19 protein-coding genes are annotated in these 20,249 nt (G+C 75.6%); 8 read left to right on the forward strand and 11 right to left on the reverse strand.

Features of this window, described 5'->3' with window-relative positions; translation table 11 throughout:
- A complete protein-coding gene (locus tag ACI79A_RS08800) occupies positions 1–1,581 on the reverse strand; it encodes an FUSC family protein (protein ID WP_457082091.1) in 1,581 nt (526 codons plus the stop codon).
- 164 nt (positions 1,582–1,745) lie between these two features.
- Between ACI79A_RS08800 and ACI79A_RS08805 the strand changes: the two genes are divergently transcribed.
- Positions 1,746–2,678, forward strand: a complete 933-nt coding sequence (locus ACI79A_RS08805) for an ABC transporter substrate-binding protein (protein WP_457082093.1) — start codon at positions 1,746–1,748, stop codon at positions 2,676–2,678.
- Between the two features lie 38 nt (positions 2,679–2,716).
- On the opposite strand, the gene ACI79A_RS08810 is transcribed toward ACI79A_RS08805, so the two are convergent.
- The 3 genes from ACI79A_RS08810 to ACI79A_RS08820 are packed head-to-tail and all read right to left on the reverse strand — an operon-like array spanning position 2,717 to position 5,362.
- Positions 2,717–3,688 carry an aldo/keto reductase gene (locus ACI79A_RS08810; RefSeq protein WP_457082095.1) on the reverse strand — a complete coding sequence of 324 codons (972 nt, stop codon included), beginning with the start codon at positions 3,686–3,688 and terminating at the stop codon, positions 2,717–2,719.
- A 45-nt stretch (positions 3,689–3,733) separates the two neighbouring features.
- Positions 3,734–4,786 carry a winged helix DNA-binding domain-containing protein gene (locus ACI79A_RS08815; RefSeq protein WP_457082097.1) on the reverse strand — a complete coding sequence of 351 codons (1,053 nt, stop codon included), beginning with the start codon at positions 4,784–4,786 and terminating at the stop codon, positions 3,734–3,736.
- 36 nt (positions 4,787–4,822) lie between these two features.
- Positions 4,823–5,362, reverse strand: coding sequence for a GNAT family N-acetyltransferase (locus ACI79A_RS08820; protein ID WP_457082100.1), 540 nt, complete (start codon positions 5,360–5,362; stop codon positions 4,823–4,825).
- A 93-nt stretch (positions 5,363–5,455) separates the two neighbouring features.
- Between ACI79A_RS08820 and ACI79A_RS08825 the strand changes: the two genes are divergently transcribed.
- Positions 5,456–6,382, forward strand: coding sequence for an isopenicillin N synthase family dioxygenase (locus ACI79A_RS08825; RefSeq protein ID WP_457082102.1), 927 nt, complete (start codon positions 5,456–5,458; stop codon positions 6,380–6,382).
- 168 nt (positions 6,383–6,550) lie between these two features.
- On the opposite strand, the gene ACI79A_RS08830 is transcribed toward ACI79A_RS08825, so the two are convergent.
- Positions 6,551–7,219 carry a phosphoribosyltransferase gene (locus ACI79A_RS08830; protein WP_457082104.1) on the reverse strand — a complete coding sequence of 223 codons (669 nt, stop codon included), beginning with the start codon at positions 7,217–7,219 and terminating at the stop codon, positions 6,551–6,553.
- A 183-nt stretch (positions 7,220–7,402) separates the two neighbouring features.
- Here ACI79A_RS08830 and ACI79A_RS08835 point away from each other — a divergent pair, with 183 nt between their 5' ends.
- Complete coding sequence (locus ACI79A_RS08835) at positions 7,403–7,615, forward strand: three-helix bundle dimerization domain-containing protein (protein WP_457082106.1); 213 nt, start codon at positions 7,403–7,405, stop codon at positions 7,613–7,615.
- A 23-nt stretch (positions 7,616–7,638) separates the two neighbouring features.
- Complete coding sequence (locus ACI79A_RS08840) at positions 7,639–9,267, forward strand: ABC-F family ATP-binding cassette domain-containing protein (RefSeq protein WP_457082109.1); 1,629 nt, start codon at positions 7,639–7,641, stop codon at positions 9,265–9,267.
- Positions 9,268–9,278: 11 nt separating this feature from the next.
- On the opposite strand, the gene ACI79A_RS08845 is transcribed toward ACI79A_RS08840, so the two are convergent.
- From ACI79A_RS08845 to ACI79A_RS08860, 4 genes are all read right to left on the reverse strand, one after another.
- Positions 9,279–10,517 carry an amino acid deaminase/aldolase gene (locus ACI79A_RS08845; RefSeq protein WP_457082111.1) on the reverse strand — a complete coding sequence of 413 codons (1,239 nt, stop codon included), beginning with the start codon at positions 10,515–10,517 and terminating at the stop codon, positions 9,279–9,281.
- A 102-nt stretch (positions 10,518–10,619) separates the two neighbouring features.
- The gene (locus ACI79A_RS08850; protein WP_457082113.1) at positions 10,620–11,513 is read right to left on the reverse strand and encodes an oxidoreductase; all 894 of its coding nucleotides are present in this window, start codon (positions 11,511–11,513) and stop codon (positions 10,620–10,622) included.
- Between the two features lie 35 nt (positions 11,514–11,548).
- The gene (locus tag ACI79A_RS08855; protein ID WP_457082115.1) at positions 11,549–12,760 is read right to left on the reverse strand and encodes an MFS transporter; all 1,212 of its coding nucleotides are present in this window, start codon (positions 12,758–12,760) and stop codon (positions 11,549–11,551) included.
- Between the two features lie 180 nt (positions 12,761–12,940).
- On the reverse strand, positions 12,941–14,122 hold the full coding sequence (locus ACI79A_RS08860; protein ID WP_457082118.1) for a zinc-dependent alcohol dehydrogenase: 1,182 nt from the start codon (positions 14,120–14,122) through the stop codon (positions 12,941–12,943).
- 310 nt (positions 14,123–14,432) lie between these two features.
- Between ACI79A_RS08860 and ACI79A_RS08865 the strand changes: the two genes are divergently transcribed.
- Complete coding sequence (locus ACI79A_RS08865) at positions 14,433–15,614, forward strand: M23 family metallopeptidase (protein WP_457082120.1); 1,182 nt, start codon at positions 14,433–14,435, stop codon at positions 15,612–15,614.
- A gap of 110 nt (positions 15,615–15,724) precedes the next feature.
- A complete protein-coding gene (locus ACI79A_RS08870) occupies positions 15,725–16,660 on the forward strand; it encodes a cation diffusion facilitator family transporter (RefSeq protein ID WP_457082122.1) in 936 nt (311 codons plus the stop codon).
- Between the two features lie 53 nt (positions 16,661–16,713).
- On the opposite strand, the gene ACI79A_RS08875 is transcribed toward ACI79A_RS08870, so the two are convergent.
- The gene (locus ACI79A_RS08875) at positions 16,714–18,261 is read right to left on the reverse strand and encodes an MFS transporter (protein ID WP_457082124.1); all 1,548 of its coding nucleotides are present in this window, start codon (positions 18,259–18,261) and stop codon (positions 16,714–16,716) included.
- A gap of 78 nt (positions 18,262–18,339) precedes the next feature.
- Here ACI79A_RS08875 and ACI79A_RS08880 point away from each other — a divergent pair, with 78 nt between their 5' ends.
- Together ACI79A_RS08880 and ACI79A_RS08885 are read left to right on the forward strand one after the other, a co-directional pair.
- Positions 18,340–18,879, forward strand: a complete 540-nt coding sequence (locus ACI79A_RS08880) for a metallophosphoesterase family protein (protein WP_457082126.1) — start codon at positions 18,340–18,342, stop codon at positions 18,877–18,879.
- Between the two features lie 26 nt (positions 18,880–18,905).
- Entirely contained in the window at positions 18,906–19,766 is an 861-nt protein-coding gene (locus ACI79A_RS08885; RefSeq protein WP_457082175.1) for a putative RNA methyltransferase, read from the forward strand.
- Between the two features lie 91 nt (positions 19,767–19,857).
- On the opposite strand, the gene ACI79A_RS08890 is transcribed toward ACI79A_RS08885, so the two are convergent.
- A complete protein-coding gene (locus tag ACI79A_RS08890; RefSeq protein WP_457082128.1) occupies positions 19,858–20,151 on the reverse strand; it encodes a GlsB/YeaQ/YmgE family stress response membrane protein in 294 nt (97 codons plus the stop codon).
- Positions 20,152–20,249: the final 98 nt, after the last annotated feature.

Consider the following 20,249-nt stretch of genomic DNA (forward strand, 5'->3'; position numbering starts at 1 on the left):
TCAGCCGGCCGACCCGGTCTCCGGGTCGCCGCCGAGCTCCGTGCGGATCCGTGCGGCGACCTGATCGGCCAGCTCGTGCTCGCCGCGCGCCCGGGCGCCGAGCAGCGCCCAGCCCAGGTCGCCGACCTGGCGGGCCCGGCGGCGCCACACGTCGGCGCCGGGCGCGGCGAACAGCTCGGCGCGCGCCGCCGTCGTCACCTCCTCCTGGGCCAGCAGCGCCTCCTGCAGGGCGTGGTCCGCGCAGGTGCCCGGCGGTGCGGCCGCGGCCGCGACGGCGTGCTGCTGGCTCGCCGTCACCGCGCCCGGCAGCCGGCGGCTGCCGGTGTGCGGGAACAGGAGCAGGCCGGCGGCGAGGGCGACGGTGATCCCGACCAGCGTCTCGGCCAGCCGCACGGTGATCAGCTCGGTGCCGCTGCTGGCCGGGTTGCCCAGGTGCACCAGCAGCAGGGCCAGCGGCGTGATGCAGGCGACCGAGAGCACGTACTGGCTGGCGATCAGCAGTTCGACGGCCAGCATGAGCAGCCCCACCACGACCACGGTGGTCGCGACGGGGAGCTCCAGCCAGAACAGCAGCGCGGCCAGCCCGACGCCGGCCAGCGTCCCGGTCACCCGGTGCAGCGCGCGGGCGCGGGTGTGCCGGGCGTCGGTGCCGAGCAGCACGGCGACGGCGGTGCTCACCGCCCAGTAGGCGCTGGGCAGCCCGGCCAGCGCGGCGATCGCCCCGGCGGTGGTGGCCCCCAGCCCGATCCGGGCGGCGGTGGGGGCCCAGGCCGGCGCGGTACGGCGCGGCGGCGGGGTCGTCGGGCCGGCGGGCGGAGGTCCGTCGTCCGGCGGTGGGACGCTCGGCGGCAGGACCCGGAAGAACCGTTCCTCGACCTGCTCCAGCTCCCGGCGCAGCGACGGTCGCCGTCGGCTGCCGCCGGCCACCGCGGCGACGGCGACCCGCACCGCGCGGGCGACCGAGCCCGGCCGGGTCGTCCCCAGCCCCTCCCGCTCGACGGCGCTCACCGCGGTGTCGGCAGCGCGCAGCGACTGGCGCTCGGGTCCGGCCGGGTCCCACAGCCAGGGCAGCATCACGACGACCCACGCCAGCGCGGCGCCCCCGGCGGCCGCGGCGACGTGCTCGGCCACCGCCGTCGGTGAGTCGCCGAGCGTGCTGGCGCTGCCGCCGGCGAGCGCGATCATCAACGGGCCGGGTGGGCCGATCCGCCAGACCGCGGTCGCGGCGGTGGCGGCGGCCACCAGGACGCCCAGCACGACCGCGAGCAGCAGCGGGCGCGGACCGGCCAGGCTGCTGGCGCCCACGGTGGCGGTGAGCGCGACGCCGACCCCCGCGGAGACCGCTGCCCGCCGCCGGTAGGGCAGCGCGTGGCCGTAGACGGCGGTGAAGCCGCCGAGCGCGGCCGCGGAGCCGAGGTCCGGCCGGTCCAGCAGCACGAAGAGGACCAGGGGCGCGGTCACGCAGAAGGCGGCCGACAGTGCCCGGCGCCGGTGGGTGGCCCACAGCGAGGTGACCGCCGGCAGCGGCGGGCCGAGCAGGTGCGGGGCGAGCCGGCGGATCGGGGAGGAGGAGCCGGACACGGTCGCCATCGTCTCCCGCCGTCCGCGCCGCCGTCGGACGGGGCGTCCCCCGGGGGACGCCCGAGTTCGGTCAGGCTAACCTAACTCGCCGCCACCGAGGCGGCGACGACGAGAGGACGGGACGGGTGCGCGGACGGCGAGCGGGCCGAGCAGGAGCCGGGCTGGTGGGGCTGGTGACCGCGCTGGCGATCAGCGGCTGCGGGAACACCGGGAGCGGGGCGGAGGACGCCCCCTCCGGCGCGGCGGAGGAGGTGCGCACGGTCGGCCACGCCCTCGGCGAGGCGGAGATCAGCGGCGTGCCCGAGCGGGTCGTGGTGCTGGACACCGGGGAGCTGGACACCGCGCTGTCCCTGGGCGTCACGCCGGTCGGGGCCGTCCGCACCGACGCGAGCACCGAGCTGCCCGGCTACCTGGCCGAGGCCGGCGCAGATCCCGACGAGATCGCGGAGGTGGGCACGATCGCCGAGCCGAACCTGGAGGCGATCGCCGCGCTGGACCCGGACCTGATCCTGTCCAACACCGCGCGGCACACCGAGCTGTACGAGCAGCTGCAGGCGATCGCCCCCACGGTCATGGGGGAGGGCGTCGGGGAGACGTGGAAGCAGAACCTCCCCGTCTACGCCGAGGCGCTCGGCCGGCAGGAGGAGGGCGAGCAGCTGCTCGCCGAGTACCGGGACCGGGCGACCGAGGTGGGCGCGCTCTTCGGCGACCCGGCGGCGCTCGAGGTGAGCATCGTGCGGTTCGTCGGGACCGGCTCGGCCCGGCTGTACGGCGAGGGCTCGTTCATCGGGACCGTGCTGGCCGACGCCGGCTTCGCCCGCCCGTGGATCCAGCGCACCGACGAGACGTTCGTGGAGGTGGGCCCGGAGGAGATCAGCCAGGCGGACGGCGACCTGCTCTTCTACTCCGCGTACGGCGAGGGCGGGGCGGGGGAGCTGACCGAGCTCACCTCCGGTGGGCTGTGGCAGTCGCTCGGCGCGGTCCAGCGGGGCGACGCGGTGCCGGTCGACGACGACCGCTGGTTCCTGGCCATCGGCCCGCTGGGCGCCGGCCTGGTGCTCGACGACCTGACCGAGGTCGCCCAGCAGCAGGCCTGAACGGGGTGGGCCCGGCCCCCGGGCCCACCCCCGCCGGCTCAGGCGAAACCGACCACCGAGTGCGGGGTGTAGGGCTCCTCCAGCCGGGCGACCTCCTCCTCGGTCAGCCGCAGCTCGACCGCGGCGACGGCGTCGCGGAGGTGGTGCTCCTTGGTGACCCCGACGATCGGCGCGGTGACCACCGGCTTGCTCAGCACCCAGGCCAGCGCGACCTGCGCCCGGGGGACGCCGCGGGCCTCGGCGACCTCCGCGACCCGCTCGACGATCACCCGGTCGGTGTCGTTGTAGAGCTTGCTGCCGAACTCGTCGGTCTCCGACCGGGTGGTCTGCTCGTCCCAGTCGCGGGTGAGCCGGCCGCGGGCCAGCGGGCTCCACGGGATGACCCCGATGCCCTCGTCGGCGCACAGCGGGAGCATCTCCCGCTCCTCCTCGCGGTTGAGCAGGTTGTAGTGGTCCTGCATGGAGACGAACCGGTGCCAGCCGTGCTCGCCGGCCCGGTGCAGCGCCTTGCTGAACTGCCAGGCCCACATGCTGGAGGCGCCCAGGTAGCGCACCTTGCCCGAGCGGACACACGCGTCCAGCGCCTCGAGGGTCTCCTCGATCGGCGTCGCGGGGTCCCAGCGGTGGATCTGGTACAGGTCGATGTGGTCGGTGCCCAGCCGGCGCAGCGAGGCATCGAGCTCGCGGAGGATCGCCGTGCGGGACAGCCCGGCGCCGTTGGGGCCCGGCCGCATCCGGCCGTGCACCTTGGTGGCCAGGACGACGTCGTCCCGGTCGGCGAAGTCGCGGATCGCCCGGCCGGTGATCTCCTCGCTGGAGCCGGCCGAGTAGACGTTGGCGGTGTCGAAGAAGGTGATGCCGGCCTCGACCGCCTGCTTGATGAGCTCCCGGCTCTGCTCCTCGGGCAGGCTCCACGGATGACCGCCGCGGGCGGGGTCGCCGAAGCTCATCATCCCCAGGCAGATCCGGGAGACCTGCAGGCCGGTGGTGCCCAGACGCGTGTGCTCCATGGCCCCGAGCCAACCCCCGGACCGCCCGGTCCGCGCGCCGAGCGCTCAGGGCAGCGCGGCGTGGCGCGCCTCGACCGCGGCGACCACCTCCGCGGGCAGCTCGCCGAACGGCTCCAGCTCCAGCGGCCGGTCCTTCGTCCGGCCGGTGCGCCACACGGCGACCACCTGCCCGCCGTGCACGACGGTGGGCCGGAACACCCCGTTGCTGCCCGGCACGATGCGCTGCGCGTGCTCGGCCGGCACGGTGCAGCTGCGGTCGGCGTAGCCCAGCACCAGCTCGTCGAAGCCCGGCAGCAGCAGCACCCCGTCGGCCTCGGCCCGGGCCGCCGCGAGCCGCTCGGGCGTGTGCGGGTCCATCAGGTGCTCGACGCCGTCGACGGTCAGTGACGCCAGCTGCGGCCGCGCGGTCGCCAGGCCGGCCTTGACGTCGGCCACCGTGCAGCCGGCCCAGCGCACCAGGTCCTTGACGGTGGCCGGCCCGTGGCCGCGGAAGTACCGCAGCGCCAGCTCGCCCAGCGCCGCATCGCGATCCAGCCGCCGTGGTGCAGGCACCCACTCGTCGAGCAGCACGAACTGCTGGTCGCCGTCGGCGGTCGGGCCGAGCACGAGCGTTCCGGTCTGGGACAGGTACCAGAGCAGGTGGTACCCGCGCTGTCCGGTCGTGGGGACGCCGCCGGCCGCGATCGCGGCGAGCAGATCGGCCCGGGAGGACCTGCGCCCCCCGCCGAGCGCGGCGACGGCGAGGTCGCGCGCTCGCTCGGTCTCGGCGTCGGTGATGCCCAGGGCGGCGCGGCGGGAGGCCGCGCCGGCGAGCACCCGGGGGCCGAGCAGGTCGAGCAGCCAGGGGAGGTCCTCGGCCGCGGTGAGGTGCAGGGTGCCGCGCATCGGCCACGAACGGACGACGCTCCCGGCGTCGAGTGCGGCGGTGACCGCGGCCTGCGTGCCGGGAGCCGAGCGCAGCGCCACCGACCGCAGGGCACCGGGCAGGTCCTGGCCCTGCACGCAGGTCAGCTCCCGGACGGCGTCCGTCGGGGTCTGCGCGGGCGGGCCGATCAGCCGCTGGGCGGCCAGCCGCAGCAGCGCGAGCTCGGTGGTCACGGGCGCACCATGGCAGAAGGCCCTGACTGACGGGGGTCAGCGCCGCAGGTGCAGGTAGAGCATGTCCTCGGCGTCCGGCTCGTCGCTGAGCGGCGCGAAGCCGGCGGCCCGGGCCACCGCGAGGCTGGCGGTGTGGTCCGGCTCGATGCCCAGCACGAACTGCTCGACGTCGGCCAGGTCCGCCGCGGCGGTGTAGGCCCGCAGCACCGCCCGGCCGTATCCGCGCCCCCAGCGGCCGGGGTCGACGACGTACGCCGCGCTCGCCGCCCGTCCCGGGTGCTCCTCGGTCACCCGCTCGGCCTCGGGGTCCCACGTCGTCCACCGGTCGTAGACGTCGCCGCCGACCTGGGCGACCGGGCTCCCGTCCTCGTCCACCGCCACGCAGCTGTGCGCCCGGAGCACCCGCCGTCCGCGGAACTCCTCGTCCCGCGCCGCGGTGCGCAGGGCGAACTCCCGCTCCGGCCAGGTGCGGCCGCCCAGCCGGCGCTGCACCTCGGGGTGGTCGAACCACGGCAGCACCGCGGCCAGCAGCTCGGGCTCGAGGGGGACCAGGCGGATCGCGGGTGCGACGGGCACCCACCCACCCTGACGCACCGTCACGCCGACGTCATCCGGAGGCAACGGACCGGCCCTAGCGTCGCCGTCGACCCGAGCTGGAGAGGACGTGCGATGACGGTCGTGCCGCTGGTCGACCTGGCCCCCTGGTACCGCGGGGACGCCGCCGCCCGCCGGCAGGTGGCCACCGACGTCGACCGGGCGCTGTGCGAGGTCGGCTTCGTGCTGCTCACCGGCCACCCGGTCAGCTCCGCCCTCACCCACTGCCTGCGCGAGGAGGGGCGGTCGTTCTTCGCCCAGCCGCCGGCCGCCAAGGCCGCGCTCGCCTGCTTCCCGGGCGGGCGGGGCTGGGTGCCGCCCGGCCCGCCCGCCGGTCCCGCTGCGCCGCCGCCGGACCTCAAGGAGCAGTTCTGCTTCGGGCCGGAGCCCCCGCCGCGGGCCCAGCCCGGTGCCTGGCCGACGGACACCCCGAGCCTGCGCCCGGCGGCGACCGCCTTCGCCGACCGTTGCGCCGCGGTCGCCGCGGAGCTGCTGCGGGTGCTGGCCCTGGCACTGGACCTGGGCGAGGACTTCTTCGTGGCCCGCTGCCCGGCGGACGCCTGGTCCGCCGACCTCACCTGGCACCCGGCCCGGGAAGCGGTCGGGTCGGTGGCGCCGGGGCAGCTGCGGGTGGGTGCGCACACCGACGACGGCGTCCTGGCCCTGACCGACCACCAGGCCGGGCTGGGTGGCCTGCAGGTCCGCACCACGGAGGGCGAGTGGATCGACGCCCCCTCCGTGCCGGGGGCGCTCACCGTCAACGCCGGTGACCTGCTGGCCCGCTGGACCGGGGACCGATGGCGTTCGGCGCCGCACCGGGTGCTGCCGCCCCCGGTCGAGGCCCCGGCCGAGGAGCTGCTCTCCCTCGCGCTGCGCCAGGACGCCGATCCGCTCGCCGTGGTCGAGCGGCTGCCGACCGCGGCGGCGGGGCCCACCCGCTACCCACCCGTGACCGCGGGGGAGTTCCTCCGCGACCGGAGAGGCTCCGTCCCCGTCGGCTGACGACGTACCGTGCCCTCATGATGGGGATGGGCAACCTCGACCCCGACGGGCGCCGTCGGCAGCGGCTGATCGCCGGGATCATCGTGGCGGCGATGCTGCTGGCTGCCGGTGCGGTGCTGTTCAGCGGCGTCTTCTGACGAGCGGAGCCGAGCCCTCAGCCCTCCGGGCTCAGCCGCGCCCCCGGGACGCGGCACCGACCCGGTCGGCCACCGCGCGGCGGAGCAGGTCGACCACCTCGTCGTCGGTCACCTGCCCGAAGCGCTGGTAGGCGCCGCCCACCGCCCGGAACGCGTCCGGCGTCTCCACGCTGACCAGCTCGTCGACCGCCGTCCGCAGCCGGTCGGCCGCTCCCGGCGCGCAGACCGGGACGGCCAGCACCACCCGGGCCGCGCCGCACCCCCGCACGGCCGCGCACGCCGCCCGGGCGGTCGCGCCGGTGGCGATCCCGTCGTCGACCACCACCGCGGTGCGCCCCGCGAGGGGCAGCCGGGGGCGCAGCCCCCGGACGCGCTGCACCCGCCGGGTCAGCTCCGCCTGTGCGCGGTCCAGCGCGGCGCGGAACTGCTCGGCGGACACCCCGGCCCGCTCGACGACCCGCTCGTCCCGGACCACCGCGCCGCCCTCGGCGACCGCGCCCATCGCGACCTCGGCGGCGCCCGGCACCGGGATGCGGCGGACGACGACGACGTCCAGCGGGGCGCGCAGCGCGGCAGCGACCTCGGCGGCCACGACCAGCCCGCCGCGCGGCAGGCCCAGGACGACGACGTCCTCGGCGGCCAGGTGGGTGAGCTGGGGAGCCAGCCGGCGGCCGGCCTCGGTGCGGTCCCGGAAGGGCATGGTCCACCTCCGCAGGCGGGGAACCCGACACCGCGATCGTCCTCCGCGGCGGCGCCGCTGCCCACCCCTCCGCGCGCGGGACGTTGGGCCCTGGCGTGTCGGCGGTCGACCGGTCCACTGTGGAGCGGTACGCGCGTCGCCCGCCCCGCGGCGGCGCAACCGACCACCCGCGGAGGACCGCCGGTGTCCGCTCCCACCCCGCCCACCACCCCGCCCGCTGACGACGCCGTCGGCCAGGCCGTCGACCGGCTGGTCCGTGAGTTCGCCGGCCGCCCGCCGGCGACGGTGACGGCCATCGTGCGCGGCGCCCGCACGGAGCTCAGCGGCGCGCCGGTCGGCGCGCTGCCCGAGCTGGTCGAACGGCTGGCCCGGCAGCGGCTGCAGGCCACCGGCTGAACCGGCTTGCCCGGCCGGGCACGATGGCCGGCGTGGGCTACGTCGACGTCACCGGGATCCGGCACACCCTCCCCGACGGGCGGGTGCTGCTCGACGACGTCTCCTTCCGGGTCGGCGAGGGTGCCTGCGCGGCGCTGGTCGGGGAGAACGGCGCCGGCAAGACCACGTTGCTGCGGATCATCAGCGGCGACCTGACCCCGGAGGCCGGCTCGGTCGCGCTGGTGGGCGGGCTCGGCATCATGCGCCAGTTCATCGGCTCGGTCCGCGACGACACGACCGTGCAGCGGTTCCTCGTCGACCTCGCGCCGCCCGCCGTCCGGCAGGCGTGGGACGCGGTCGAGGCCACCGAGCTGGCGATGATGGAGCGCGACGACGAGCCCACCCAGATGGCGTACGCGAACGCGCTGGCGCAGTGGGGCGACGTCGGCGGCTACGACGTCGAGGTCACCTGGGACACCGTGACCGTGGCGGCGCTCGGCGTTCCGTACGAGGGGTGCAAGTACCGCGAGCTCACCAGCCTCTCCGGCGGTGAGCAGAAGCGGTTGGCGCTGGAGTGCCTGCTCCGCGGACCGGACCAGGTGCTGCTGCTCGACGAGCCGGACAACTACCTGGACGTGCCCGGCAAGCGCTGGCTCGAGGAGCGGCTGCGCGAGACGCGCAAGACGGTGCTGTTCGTCAGCCACGACCGCGAGCTGCTCTCCCGGGTCGCCGACCGGGTGGTCACCGTCGAGGGCGGGACGGCGTGGGTGCACGGCGGCGACTGGGCCGGCTACCCCGCCGCCCGCAGCGCCCGGCACGACCGGATGGCGGAGCTGCGCAAGCGCTGGGACGAGGAGCACGAGCGGCTGGTCGAGCTGGTGCGCACCCTGCAGCAGCAGGCGAAGAACTCCCCGGACATGGCCGCCCGGTACCACGCCATGCAGACCCGGCTGGCCAAGTACGAGGCCGCCGGCCCGCCGCCGGAGCGCCCGCCGGACCAGTCGGTGACGATGCGGCTGCGCGGGGGCCGCACCGGCGTGCGGGTGCTGGTCGCCGAACAGCTGGAGCTGAGCGGGCTGATGCGCCCCTTCGACCTGGAGGTCGACTACGGCGACCGGGTCGCGGTGCTGGGGTCCAACGGGGCGGGCAAGTCGCACTTCCTGCGGCTGCTCGCCGGCCAGGACGTCGCGCACACCGGGCACTGGCGGCTCGGGGCGCGCGTCGTGCCCGGCTTCTTCGCCCAGACCCACGCCCATCCCGAGTGGCTGGACCGCACGCTGGTCGACCTGCTGTGGCACGGCGAGCCCGGCCGCCCGGGGGTCGACCGCGGCCGCGCGATGGCGACGCTGCGCCGCTACGGGCTGGCCGGGCAGGGCGACCAGCTGTTCCGGTCGCTGTCCGGTGGGCAGCAGGCCCGGTTCCAGGTGCTGCTGCTGGAGCTGTCCGGCGCCACGCTGCTGCTGCTCGACGAGCCCACCGACAACCTCGACGTGCTCTCCGCCGAGTCGCTGGAGGCGGCGCTGGCCGCGTTCGACGGCACGGTGCTGGCGGTCACCCACGACCGCTGGTTCGCCCGCACCTTCGACCGGTTCGTCGTCTTCGGTGCCGACGGGCGGGTGTACGAGGCCGGTGAGCCGGTGTTCGACGAGGCCCGGGTCCAGCGCGCCCGCTGACCCGGGGTCGCTCAGCCGAAGGCGCGGCCCTGGCCGCGGTAGGTCGGGACGACGGCGGTCACCGAGTCGCCGCTCAGCAGGTGCAGCTCGTCGACCCGCTCGCACAGCTCACCGGCCTTCGCGTGCCGGAACCACACGCGGTCACCGATCTCCAGCTCCGCCGTCCCCGGGCCGCGCAGCGGGGTCTGCACCTCGCCGGCCCCCTCGGCCGCCAGCAGGCGCAGCCCGGCCGGGTGGACCGGCGTCGGTGACCGGTCGCGCCCGGGTGGGCCGGAGGCGATCCACCCACCGCCGGCCACGGTGACCACGTCGGCTGCCGGCCGGCGGGTGACCGGCAGCGCGAACAGCGCCGCCGGACGGCCGCGGAAGGACCGGTAGCCGTCGAACAGGGCGGGGGAGTACAGCCCCGATCCGGCGGCCAGCTCGGTGACCGACTCCTCGGCGGCGGTGCGCTCCAGGCTGCCGGTGCCCCCGCCGTTGACGAACTGCAGGTCGGCGACCTCCCGCACCGCGGCGACCGCCGCGGCCCGCCGCAGGGCGAGCTCGCGCACCGAGGCCCGCTGCATGCCGCGGACCGCCAGCCCGCGCACCGGGTGCCCGACCGGGGCGTCGCCGAGCCCGGCGATCTGGGCCTCGTAGGCCATCACCCCGACCAGCCGCACCCCGGGGCGGGCGACGACGGCGCGGGCCAGCGCCGCGGCCTCGGCGGGGGCGTGCACGGGTGAGCGGCGCACCCCGACGTGCGCCGGCCCGACCCGCCACGAGGCGTCCAGGTCCAGGCAGACCCGCACGACCGGACGGCTCGCCGGGGGCACGGCGGCGTCCAGCAGGTCCAGGTGCGCCACCGAGTCGACCATCAGCGTGACCCGGTCGGCCAGCTGCTCGTCGGCGCCCAGCCGGCGCAGCGCAGCCCGGTCGACCGTGGGGTAGCCGACCAGCACGTCGGTGCTCACCGGGTCGTTGCCGCCGGCCAGCCACAGCGCCTCGGCCAGCGTGTAGGCCATCACCCCGGCGAACCCGGGCCGGTCGAGCACCCGGCGCAGCAGGGCCCGGCAGCGCACCGACTTGCTGGCCACCCGGATCGGCCGGTCGCCCGCCCGGCGCACGAGGTCGGCGGCGTTGGCGTCCAGGGCGTCGAGGTCGACCACGGCCAGCGGCGGCTCCAGGTGCCCGGTCGCGTGGTCCAGCCGCCCGCGCGCCGTGTTCGCGCGCGGGGCCGCCGGCGCGGCCGGGGCGACGGGCGTCGTCATGGTGCCGGAGCCTCCCGGGCGTGCCGGGGGTGGTCAAGGGAGTGGGGCGCACGACCCCGTTCCTCGACCACCCGGTTCCGGGCGGTCGAGGTGCGGCAGTGGTCAGAGGTCGACGTCGGGCTCGCCGGAGCCGCCGATGCGGTCCAGCTCCTGCAGCTCGACCGGCCCGAGCACCCGCATCCCCGACCGCAGGTTCTCCTCCAGGTGGGCCACCGACTTGGTGCCCGGGATGAGCAGCAGGTTGGGGGAGCGGGCCAGCAGCCAGGCGAGCGCGACCTCCATCGGGGTGGCCTCGAGCCGCCGGGCCACCGTCTCCAGCGCCGCGGACTGGATGGGGCTGAAGCCACCCAGCGGGAAGAAGGGCACGTAGGCGATGCCCTCGCGGGCCAGCGCGTCGATCATCGGGTCGTCGGCGCGGTGCACCAGGTTGTAGTGGTTCTGCACGCAGACGACCGGGGCGATGCCCTGGGCCTCGGCGAACATCTGCGGGGTCACGTTGCTCACCCCGATGTGCTTGACCAGGCCCTCCTGCTGCAGCTCGGCGAGAGCCTCCATGGGCTCGGCGAGGGAGCGCTGCACCGGCTCGGCGAACCCGGGCATCCGCAGGTTCACCACGTCCATCGCCTCGACACCGAGGTGGTCGAGGTTGTCGTGCACGGCCTGGCGCAGTTCGTCGCGGGACAGCGCCTCGGGCCACTCGCCCTCCGGCGTCCGGCGGGCGCCCACCTTGGTGACGATGGTGAGGTGCTCCGGGTAGGGGTGCAGCGCCTCGCGAATGATCTCGTTCGTGACGTGCGGGCCGTAGTAGTCGCTGGTGTCGATGTGGTCGACGCCGAGCTCGACGGCGCGGCGGAGGACGGCGACGGCGCCCTCCCGGTCGGCCGGCGGGCCCATGACGTGCGGGCCGGAGAGCTGCATGGCGCCGTAGCCGATGCGGTGCACCGTGCGGTCGCCGAGGGGGAACTGGCCGGACTTCTCCGCCGTGGGGATGGTCATGTCCGCCGCCTACCCGGTGACCGCGGCCGTGAACGTCAGCCTCCCAGGGCCGGTTCCCTCGCCCCCTCGGTCGGCTCCTCGGCAGCGCCGCCCGAGCCGGGCCGGGCGCCGTCTACGACGACCGCGACGAGGGCCATGACCGCGCCGGCCAGCGCGAGCCCGACGCCCACCCACATCGGCGCCGTGTAGCCCAGTCCGGCCGAGAGCACGGCCGCCCCGAAGGCGGCGCCCAGCGCGTTGGCCGCGTTGAACGCCGCCTGGTTGGCCGCCGAGACGAGGCTGCCGCCCCCGGGCACCCGGGCCACCTCGATCACCCGGTTCTGCAGCACCGGGCCCAGGGAGAACGTGGCGGTGCCGAACAGCACCACCAGCACGATCGCGGCCACCGGGACGCGGGCCAGGAACGCGAAGGCCACCAGGAGCGCGGCTGCCGTGGCGAGCACCCCGGTGACGAACGCCATGCCCCAACGGTCGCCGAGCCGGCCGCCGATCAGGGTGCCGACGGTGGCGCCGACCCCGAAGACGGCGAGCACGGGGGTCACCCAGCTCTCGGGCAGGCCGGCGAGCTCGGTGAGGATCGGGCTGATGTAGCTGTAGACGGCGAACATGGCGGCGCAGCCGATCGTGGTCACCCCGAGCACCAGCCAGACCGCCGGGCGGCGGAACGCGACCAGCTCGCTGCGCAGGTCTGCGCGCTCCCCGGAGACGGGCGGCATCCAGGCGAGCAGCCCGGCGATGGTGATGACGCCGAGCCCGGCGACCACCCCGAAGACCAGCCGCCAGCTCAGCTGCTGGGCGAGGAGGGTCCCGAGCGGGACCCCGACGACGTTGGCCAGGGTGAGGCCGACGATCATCAGCGAGATGGCCTGGGAAGCGCGGTGCGCGGGCACCAGCCGTCGCGCGGCCACCGCGCCGACCCCGAAGAACGAGCCGTGCGCCAGTGCGGTGAAGACGCGGGCCGCCACGAGGGTCGGGTAGTCGGGCGCGAGCGCGGAGAGCGCGTTCCCCACGGTGAACAGGACCATCAGGCCCAGCAGGGTCTGCCGCGGGGTGAAACGCACTCCCAGCGCGGTGAGCGTGGGGGCGCCGATCACCACGCCGATGGCGTAGGCGGAGATCAGCAGCCCGACGGCGGAGACCGAGACGTCGAGCCCCGCGGCGACCTGGGGGAGCATCCCCATCAGCACGAACTCGGTGGTGCCGATGCCGAAGGCGCCGATGGCGAGCGCGAGCAGGGCGCGGGGCACGGGCGAACTCCTCGGGGGCGGTGCGGGGGAGGGGAGGGACGACGTCGTCCTCCTCGACCCAACGGCATCGGCCGCCCGATCCCGACCCGCGGTGTCCGTGAACCTCGTCACGTCACCTGACGCGGCCGGGGCCGGTGCGCGGCAGCCGCCGGGCACCGGCCCCGGGTGTGCGCTCAGGGATCAGGGGGTGAGCAGCACCTTGACCGCGCCGTCCTGCTTCTGGCGGAAGGTCTCGTAGGCCTGCGGCGCCTGCTCCAGCGGCACGTGGTGGGTGGCGAAGGTGTCCACGCCCAGCGGGTCCGCGTCGGTCAGCAGCGGCAGGATGTCAGGCACCCAGCGCCACACGTTGGCCTGCCCCATGCGCAGCTGGAGCTGCTTGTCGAAGATGCGCATCAGCGGCAGCGGGTCGGTGGCCCCGCCGTAGACGCCGGAGATGGAGATGGTGCCGCCGCGGCGGACCGCCTCGATCGCGGTGTTCAGCGCAGCCAGCCGGTCCGCGCCGGCCACCTGCATGACCTTCTCCATGATCGCGTCGGGCACCAGGGCGCTGGCCTTCTGCGCGAGCTTCGCGCCCGGCGAGCCGTGCGCCTCCATGCCGACGGCGTCGATGACGGCATCCGGGCCGCGGCCGTCGGTCTTGTCCCGCACCCAGGCGACGACGTCGGCCTGGGCGGTGGAGTCCAGCACGTCGATGCCGTTGGCCCGGGCCCGGGCCAGCCGCTCGGGCACCGAGTCGACGGCGTAGACCGCGGCGGCGCCCAGGTGCTTGGCGATCCGGGTCGCCATGTCGCCGATCGGGCCGAGTCCGAGGACCAGCACCGACCCACCGGGCGCCACGCCGGCGTACTGCACTGCCTGCCAGGCGGTGGGCAGCACGTCGGAGAGGTAGACGAACCGGTCGTCGGCCGGGCCCTCGGGAACCTTGATCGGCAGCGTGTTGCCGAAGGGCACCCGCAGGTACTCGGCCTGCCCGCCGGGTACCTGGCCGTAGAGCTTGGTGTAGCCGAACAGCGAGGCGCCGAAGCCCTTCTCGCGGTTCTGCGTGGTCTCGCACTGGCTCTGCAGGCCCTGGGAGCACATCCAGCAGGTGCCGCAGGAGATGTTGAACGGGACGACGACCCGGTCACCGGCCTTCAGCTCGGTGACCCCGGGACCGACCTCGCGCACGACCCCCATCGGCTCATGGCCCAGGACGTCGCCGACGGTCATGAACGGGGCCATGACCTCGATCAGGTGGAGGTCCGAACCGCAGATCCCGCTGGAGGTGATCTCCACGATGACGTCGGTGGGCTCGGTGATGGTCGGGTCGGGGACGGTGTCCACCCGGACGTCGTCCCGGCCGTGCCAGGTCACTGCGCGCATGCGTGCACTCCTCGGGCTCGGGGGGCCGCTGGACCGGCCGCGAACGCGTCGGGACCCGGTCGAGGGCCGTGATGTCCCTCGCACCTACCCGTGACGGCGCGTTCGACTCATGACCCGCCAGCAGTCCTGACGTCACAGAGGGTGCACATTTGGCAGGCTTTGTTGTGACGCTGACCACTTGACCGCGTGTGCCTACCCCGCTGCGCACATCACGAACCGGTCACGACGTGTTTACATGGGCGCCGCGCCTCGCCAGTCGGTTCTCCCGTCGGGCGGGGCGCTGCCCTGCCCCCGACGGAAGACTGGTGCTTTGGACCCGCACGACCTCGCCCGGCTCGACGACGACGGGACGATGCGCCGCAGCCGCATCGGCACCGCCGGCAGCTCCGCCGCCGGCCCGACGACCGCGAGCCCCGAGGCGCTCCCGGAGGCGCCCGTCCTCCGGCTCGTCCGCACCGATGCCGCAACTCCCGTCCCGGCCTCCCTCGAGCTGGTGGCCCTGGGCTCCGGGCTGGAGATCTCCGCGGCCTCGCTGGCCGCCGGCTGGCCGCTCCCGGTGTCGTCCGTCCGCCGGCCGTCGCCGGTGGAGGCCGGTGCGGCCGGGTCCGGCGCCTGGCCGCTGCCGGTGACCGCGGGGATCGTCGACGACCGGGCCGCGGAGCAGTTCGCCGACGCGGTGGCCGGTCGGCCCGGATCGCAGCCGGCGGCGCACGAGGTCGCCTCGGTCGTGCCTGCCGCCGTCGCCGCCGGTCGGCGGCCCCGACGCCTGCCGGAGCTGGCCCGCCGCCCCTCGCCGTACCTGGCCGCAGCGCTGGTCGGCGCCGCCGGTCTCGGCCTCACCGCGGCGGCCGGCCCGGCCGCCCAGGCCGCCGCGGTCGCCGAGCCGGTGAGCGTGGCGGAGGAGCTCGGGCTGGAGGCCTCCGACCGCCCCACGCTGAGCGGCGAGGCCGCCACCTCCCGGCTGCGGGACATGGTCGCCACCCGCGCCGAGCGCGAGGACGCCCAGGTCGCCGCCGCCCGGGCGCAGGCCGAGGCGGACCGGGTCGCCGCGGAGGCCGCCGCAGCCGCCGCAGCCGCCGCAGCCGAGGCGGCCCGCCCCAAGACCGTGCTGCCCGTGCAGGGTGCGCGGCTGACCAGTGGCTTCGGCTACCGGTGGGGCACCCTGCACGCCGGGGTCGACTTCGCCGCGCCGCTCGGCACCCCCGAGTACGCCGTCATGGACGGCGTGGTGCTGCAGGCCGGGCCGGCCAGCGGCTACGGCATGGCGGTCTACATCCAGCACCCCGACGGCGACGTCACCGTCTACGGGCACATGCAGGAGATCCTGGTCGCCGAGGGGCAGACCGTCCGGGCCGGCGACACCATCGCTCTGCTCGGCAACACCGGCCAGTCGACCGGGCCGCACCTGCACTTCGAGGTGCACCGCGGGGGGCTGGACGGGGAGAAGATCGACCCGCTGCCCTGGCTGCGGGGCCACGGCGTCGACATCTGAGCAGCGGCTCCTCGCTCTCTGGCCACTCGGCAGGGTCCTCCGGTGCTGGCGCGAATGCCTTACATGCGGGATGGTGCATGTGAGCAGTTCGATCGGCCGGGAGGGCGTTGATGGGGCACGGGCACAGCCATGGGCACGCCCACGGGCACACGTCGGGCACCGTGTCGGCGGCGCACCGCGGCCGGCTGGTGCTGGTGCTGGCGCTCACCGGCAGCGTCTTCGTCGTCGAGGTCGTCGGTGCCCTGATCTCCGGCTCGCTGGCCCTGCTGGCTGACGCCGCCCACATGGCCACCGACGCGCTCGGCATCGGCATGGCGCTCGCGGCCGTCACCCTGGCGCAGCGGCCGGCCCGTGGCCGGCGCACCTTCGGGCTGCAGCGGCTCGAGGTGCTGGCCGCGGTCGGCAACGGCCTGCTGCTGCTGCTCGTCGGTGGCTACGTCGTCGTCGAGGCGGTGCGTCGGATCGGCAACCCCCCGGAGATCCACTCGGGCTGGATGCTCGGCGTCGCGCTGGTCGGGCTGGCGGCCAACCTCGGCTCGCTCGCCCTGCTGCGCCGCGGTCAGGGGGAGTCGCTGAACACCCGCGGCGCCTACCTGGAGGTGCTGGGCGACGCCCTCGGGTCGGTCGCGGTCATCGTCGCCGGCGTCGTCATCTGGACCACCGGCTGGACCGGCGCGGACGTCGTCGCCTCCTTCGCCGTCGGCGCGCTCGTGCTGCCGCGTGCCTGGTCGCTGCTGCGGGAGGCGCTGGACGTGCTGCTCGAGGCGGCCCCGCGGGGGGTCGACCTCGACGAGGTCCGCACCCACGTGCTGGGCGTGCCCGGCGTGCTGGATGTCCATGACCTGCACGCCTGGACGATCACCTCCGGCCTCCCGGTGCTCTCCGCCCACGTCGTCGTCACCGACGACGTGCTGGCCGAGGGGCACGGCGGGCGGGTGCTCGACGCCCTGTGCGCCTGCCTCGGCGACCACTTCGACCTCGAGCACTGCACCTTCCAGCTGGAGGCGGCCGGGCACGCCGACCACGAGGCGCCCGTCCACGAATGACGGCGGCGCCCGCCTCCCGGTGGGAGGCGGGCGCCGCATTCGGTCCGTTGGGGTCAGCCGGCGTGGACGATCGCTTCCGGCCCGGTGGGCAGGTCCTCCTTGGTGGCCTTGATCAGCACCGCGGAGACCAGCGCACCGATGACCAGCAGCACCGAGGCCCAGGTGAAGGCCGTGGTGTAGCCCTCCACCTGCGCGGCCAGGCCGACGGCCGGGTCGGTCGGGTCCTGCCCGGCGGTGACCGCGTCGGTGACCGCCGCGGTGATCGCACCCACCGACAGCGTCGCCAGCAGCGCCGTGCCGATCGAGGCGCCCACCTGCTGCGTGGCGTTCAGCAACGCGCTGGCCGCCCCGGCGTCGTGCTCCCCGGCGCCGATCAGCGCCAGGTTGGACAGCGGCACGAAGGTGAAGCCCAGGCCCAGGCCCAGCAGCAGCTGGCCGGGGAAGGCCAGCGCCCAGAACGAGGTGTCCACGTCCAGGAAGGACATGGTGAACAGCCCGGCCGCGGCCAGCAGCCCGCCGGCGACCATGAGGGGCTTGGGACCCACCTTCGGCACCAGCCCGCTGGCGGCGCCCGCGGAGATCAGCACGCCCAGCGTCGTCGGCAGCGAGGCGAAGCCCGCCGCGACCGGCGTGTAGTCCAGCACCTGCTGGAAGTACAGGCTCAGGAAGAAGAAGGCACCGATGAGCCCGGCGCCGACCAGGGTGGAGGTGAGGAAGGCGCCGCCCCGGTTCCGGTCCAGCACCAGCCGCATGGGCAGCAGCGGGTTGCGCACCCGCAGCTCCAGGACGACGAACGCCGCGACGAGCACCACGCCGACGGCGATGAAGGTCAGCGCCGGCCCGTTGGTCCAGCCGCTCTCGGTGCTGCCGGCGTCGGCGTTGGTCTGCGCGGCCTCGGCCACCCGGGTGAAGCCGTACACGAAGGAGGCCAGGCCCAGGGTGATCAGCACGGCGCCCGGGATGTCGTAGCTGGTCTCACCGGGGGCCTTGCTCTCCGGGACCACCGGGATCGCCGCGACGATGGCGATGATCGCCACCGGCACGTTCACCCAGAAGCACCAGCGCCAGTCGGCGTACTCGGTGAGCACCCCGCCGAGCAGCAGCCCGACGGCCGAGCCTCCACCGGCGATCGCGCCGTAGACGGCGAAGGCCTTGGCGCGCTCCTTGGCGTCGGTGAACAGCACCGTGATCAGCGCCAGCGAGGCCGGTGCGAGCAGGGCGCCGAAGGCACCCTGCAGGGCGCGGGCGGCGAACAGCAGCTCCTCGTTGGGCGCGAAGCCGCCCAGGGCGGAGGCGACGGCGAAACCGGCGGCGCCGACCAGGTAGGTGCGCTTGCGGCCCCAGAAGTCGGCGATCCGGCCGCCCAGCAGCAGGAAGCCGCCGAAGGTCAGCGTGTAGGCGGTGACGATCCACTGCTGCGACGCCGGGCTGATGTCCAGGTCGGTGGAGACCGCGGGCAGCGCGATGTTCACGATCGTCGCGTCGAGGATGACCATCAGCACGGTCACCGCGACGACCGCGAGGGCGAGCCACCGCTTCGGGTAGGGCTCGGAGTGCGGGGTGATCCCCACGTCCGCGGAGGTGGGGGAGGGGTCGCTCACGTCGTCGTCCTCAATCGTTCGTGCCGGTCGGCCGATGCGTCGGCCGGAGGGAAGGTAGCGGGCTGCGACGATGCAGTCGTGGCGGTTTCCGTGGTGTTCATCTCTGACACGCACGTCCCGAAGCGTGCGCGTGACCTGCCGCATTCCCTCTGGACGGCGATCGAGGCGGCCGACGTGGTGTTCCACGCCGGCGACTGGGTGGACGTCGCCCTGCTCGACGAGCTGGAGCAGCGCTCGCGGCTGCTGGTCGGGGTGGTCGGCAACAACGACCACGGCGTGCTGCGCGAGCGGCTGCCGGAGGAGGCGTGGATCGAGCTCGACGGCGTCCGGTTCGCCGTCGTCCACGAGACCGGCGACGCGAAGGGGCGGGAGCGCCGCTGCGCCAAGCGCTTCCCGGACGCCGACGTGCTCGTCTTCGGGCACAGCCACATCCCCTGGGACACCACCGCCGACACCGGGCTGCGGCTGCTGAACCCCGGTTCCCCCACCGACCGCCGCCGGCAGCCGCACGCCACCTACCTGACCGGGGTCGCCGAGGCCGGGCGGCTCACCGACGTGGTGCTCCACCGGATCCCGCCGCGGATCCCGCCGCGGACCCCGCCGCGGACCCCGGCGTGACGCCGCCGCCGCTCCCGCCTGCGGCGGTGGCGCTGCTGGCCTGCCCGGTCTGCGGCGACCCGTTGCGGGAGGAGCCGGCCGGGTTGCGCTGCGGGCGGGGCCACGCGTTCGACCGGGCCCGGCAGGGGCACGTCACCCTGCTGCCCGCCGGCGGGTCGCCCCACTCCGGCGACTCGGCGGAGATGGTGGCCGACCGGGCCGGGTTCCTCGCCGCCGGCCACTACGCAGGCATCACCTCGGCGCTCGCGGAGGCGGCGCTGGCCGGACCGCCGGTGCGCACCCTGCTCGACGCCGGTGGCGGCACCGGGGCGCACCTGGCCGGCGTGCTGGCGCGGGCTCCGGACGCCGTCGGCGTGGTGCTGGACGCCTCCCGGTACGCCGCCCGCCGGGCAGCCCGCGCCCACCCCCGGGCGCTGGCGGTCGTGGCCGACAGCTGGTCGCGGTGGCCGGTGCGCGACGCGGCCGTCGACCGGGTGCTGGTGGTCTTCGCACCGCGCAACGGTGCCGAGACGGCGCGGGTGCTCAGCCCCGACGGCCGGCTGGTCGTGGTCACCCCCGCCGCCGGGCACCTGGCGTCGCTGGTCGGACCGCTGGGCCTGCTCACCGTCGACCCGGCGAAGGCCGACCGGCTGGCGGCGTCCCTCCAGCCGCACCTGCAGCCCGTCTCGACGACCCGGTACCGGGAGGAGCTGCTGCTCGACCACGCCGCGGTGCGGACGCTGGTCGGGATGGGCCCGCACGCGCGGCACCTCGCACCCGGGGACCTCGCCGGACGGGTGGCGGCGCTGCCCGAGCCGGTGCGGGTGCCGGTCGCCGTCGACGTGACCACGTGGACGGTCGGTCAGCGCCCCCCGTCCAGAGGCTCGGCCCGACCGTCCGAGGGATGAGGAGGACGGGGCCCTCCATGCGACGAGGGCCCGGCCGCAGTGGCCGGGCCCTCGTCGTGAGGTGTGCTGCCCGCGTCGTCGCGGGCGGGCGTCAGCGGGTGACGCGGCGGTTCTTGTTCGTTGCGAAGACGTAGATCCCCAGCACCACGATGGCGCCGATGATCGAGCCGATCACGCCGGAGGTGCCGAGCTCGAACTCGCCGTGGAAGATCAGGCTGCCGAGCAGGTTGCCGACGAGCGACCCGATGATGCCGAGCACGATGGTGGCGAGGATCCCCATCGACTGCTTGCCGGGGATGACCGCGCGGGCGATGAAGCCGGCGATGGCGCCGATGACGATCAGGACGATGATGTTCCAGAGCACGGTGGTGACCTCCGGTGACACGGCGCGACCGCCGGCGCCGGAACGTCCGGCGCAAGATCATCGGTGCCCGGCGCGTCGAACGGTGAAACCCCGGGATGCTCCCGGCGGGGCCGCCGTCA

The organism is Modestobacter sp. SYSU DS0657, assembly GCF_054050925.1.

What these genes read in the sequence shown, in the direction of transcription:
- ACI79A_RS08810 (WP_457082095.1), bottom strand. Translation starts at nt 3,688, where the DNA reads ATGGAGCACACGCGTCTGGGCACCACCGGCCTGCAGGTCTCCCGGATC.
- ACI79A_RS08825 (WP_457082102.1), top strand. Translation starts at nt 5,456, where the DNA reads ATGACGGTCGTGCCGCTGGTCGACCTGGCCCCCTGGTACCGCGGGGAC.
- ACI79A_RS08830 (WP_457082104.1), bottom strand. Translation starts at nt 7,219, where the DNA reads ATGCCCTTCCGGGACCGCACCGAGGCCGGCCGCCGGCTGGCTCCCCAG.
- ACI79A_RS08840 (WP_457082109.1), top strand. Translation starts at nt 7,639, where the DNA reads ATGGCCGGCGTGGGCTACGTCGACGTCACCGGGATCCGGCACACCCTC.
- ACI79A_RS08845 (WP_457082111.1), bottom strand. Translation starts at nt 10,517, where the DNA reads ATGACGACGCCCGTCGCCCCGGCCGCGCCGGCGGCCCCGCGCGCGAAC.
- ACI79A_RS08850 (WP_457082113.1), bottom strand. Translation starts at nt 11,513, where the DNA reads ATGACCATCCCCACGGCGGAGAAGTCCGGCCAGTTCCCCCTCGGCGAC.
- ACI79A_RS08860 (WP_457082118.1), bottom strand. Translation starts at nt 14,122, where the DNA reads ATGCGCGCAGTGACCTGGCACGGCCGGGACGACGTCCGGGTGGACACC.
- ACI79A_RS08870 (WP_457082122.1), top strand. Translation starts at nt 15,725, where the DNA reads ATGGGGCACGGGCACAGCCATGGGCACGCCCACGGGCACACGTCGGGC.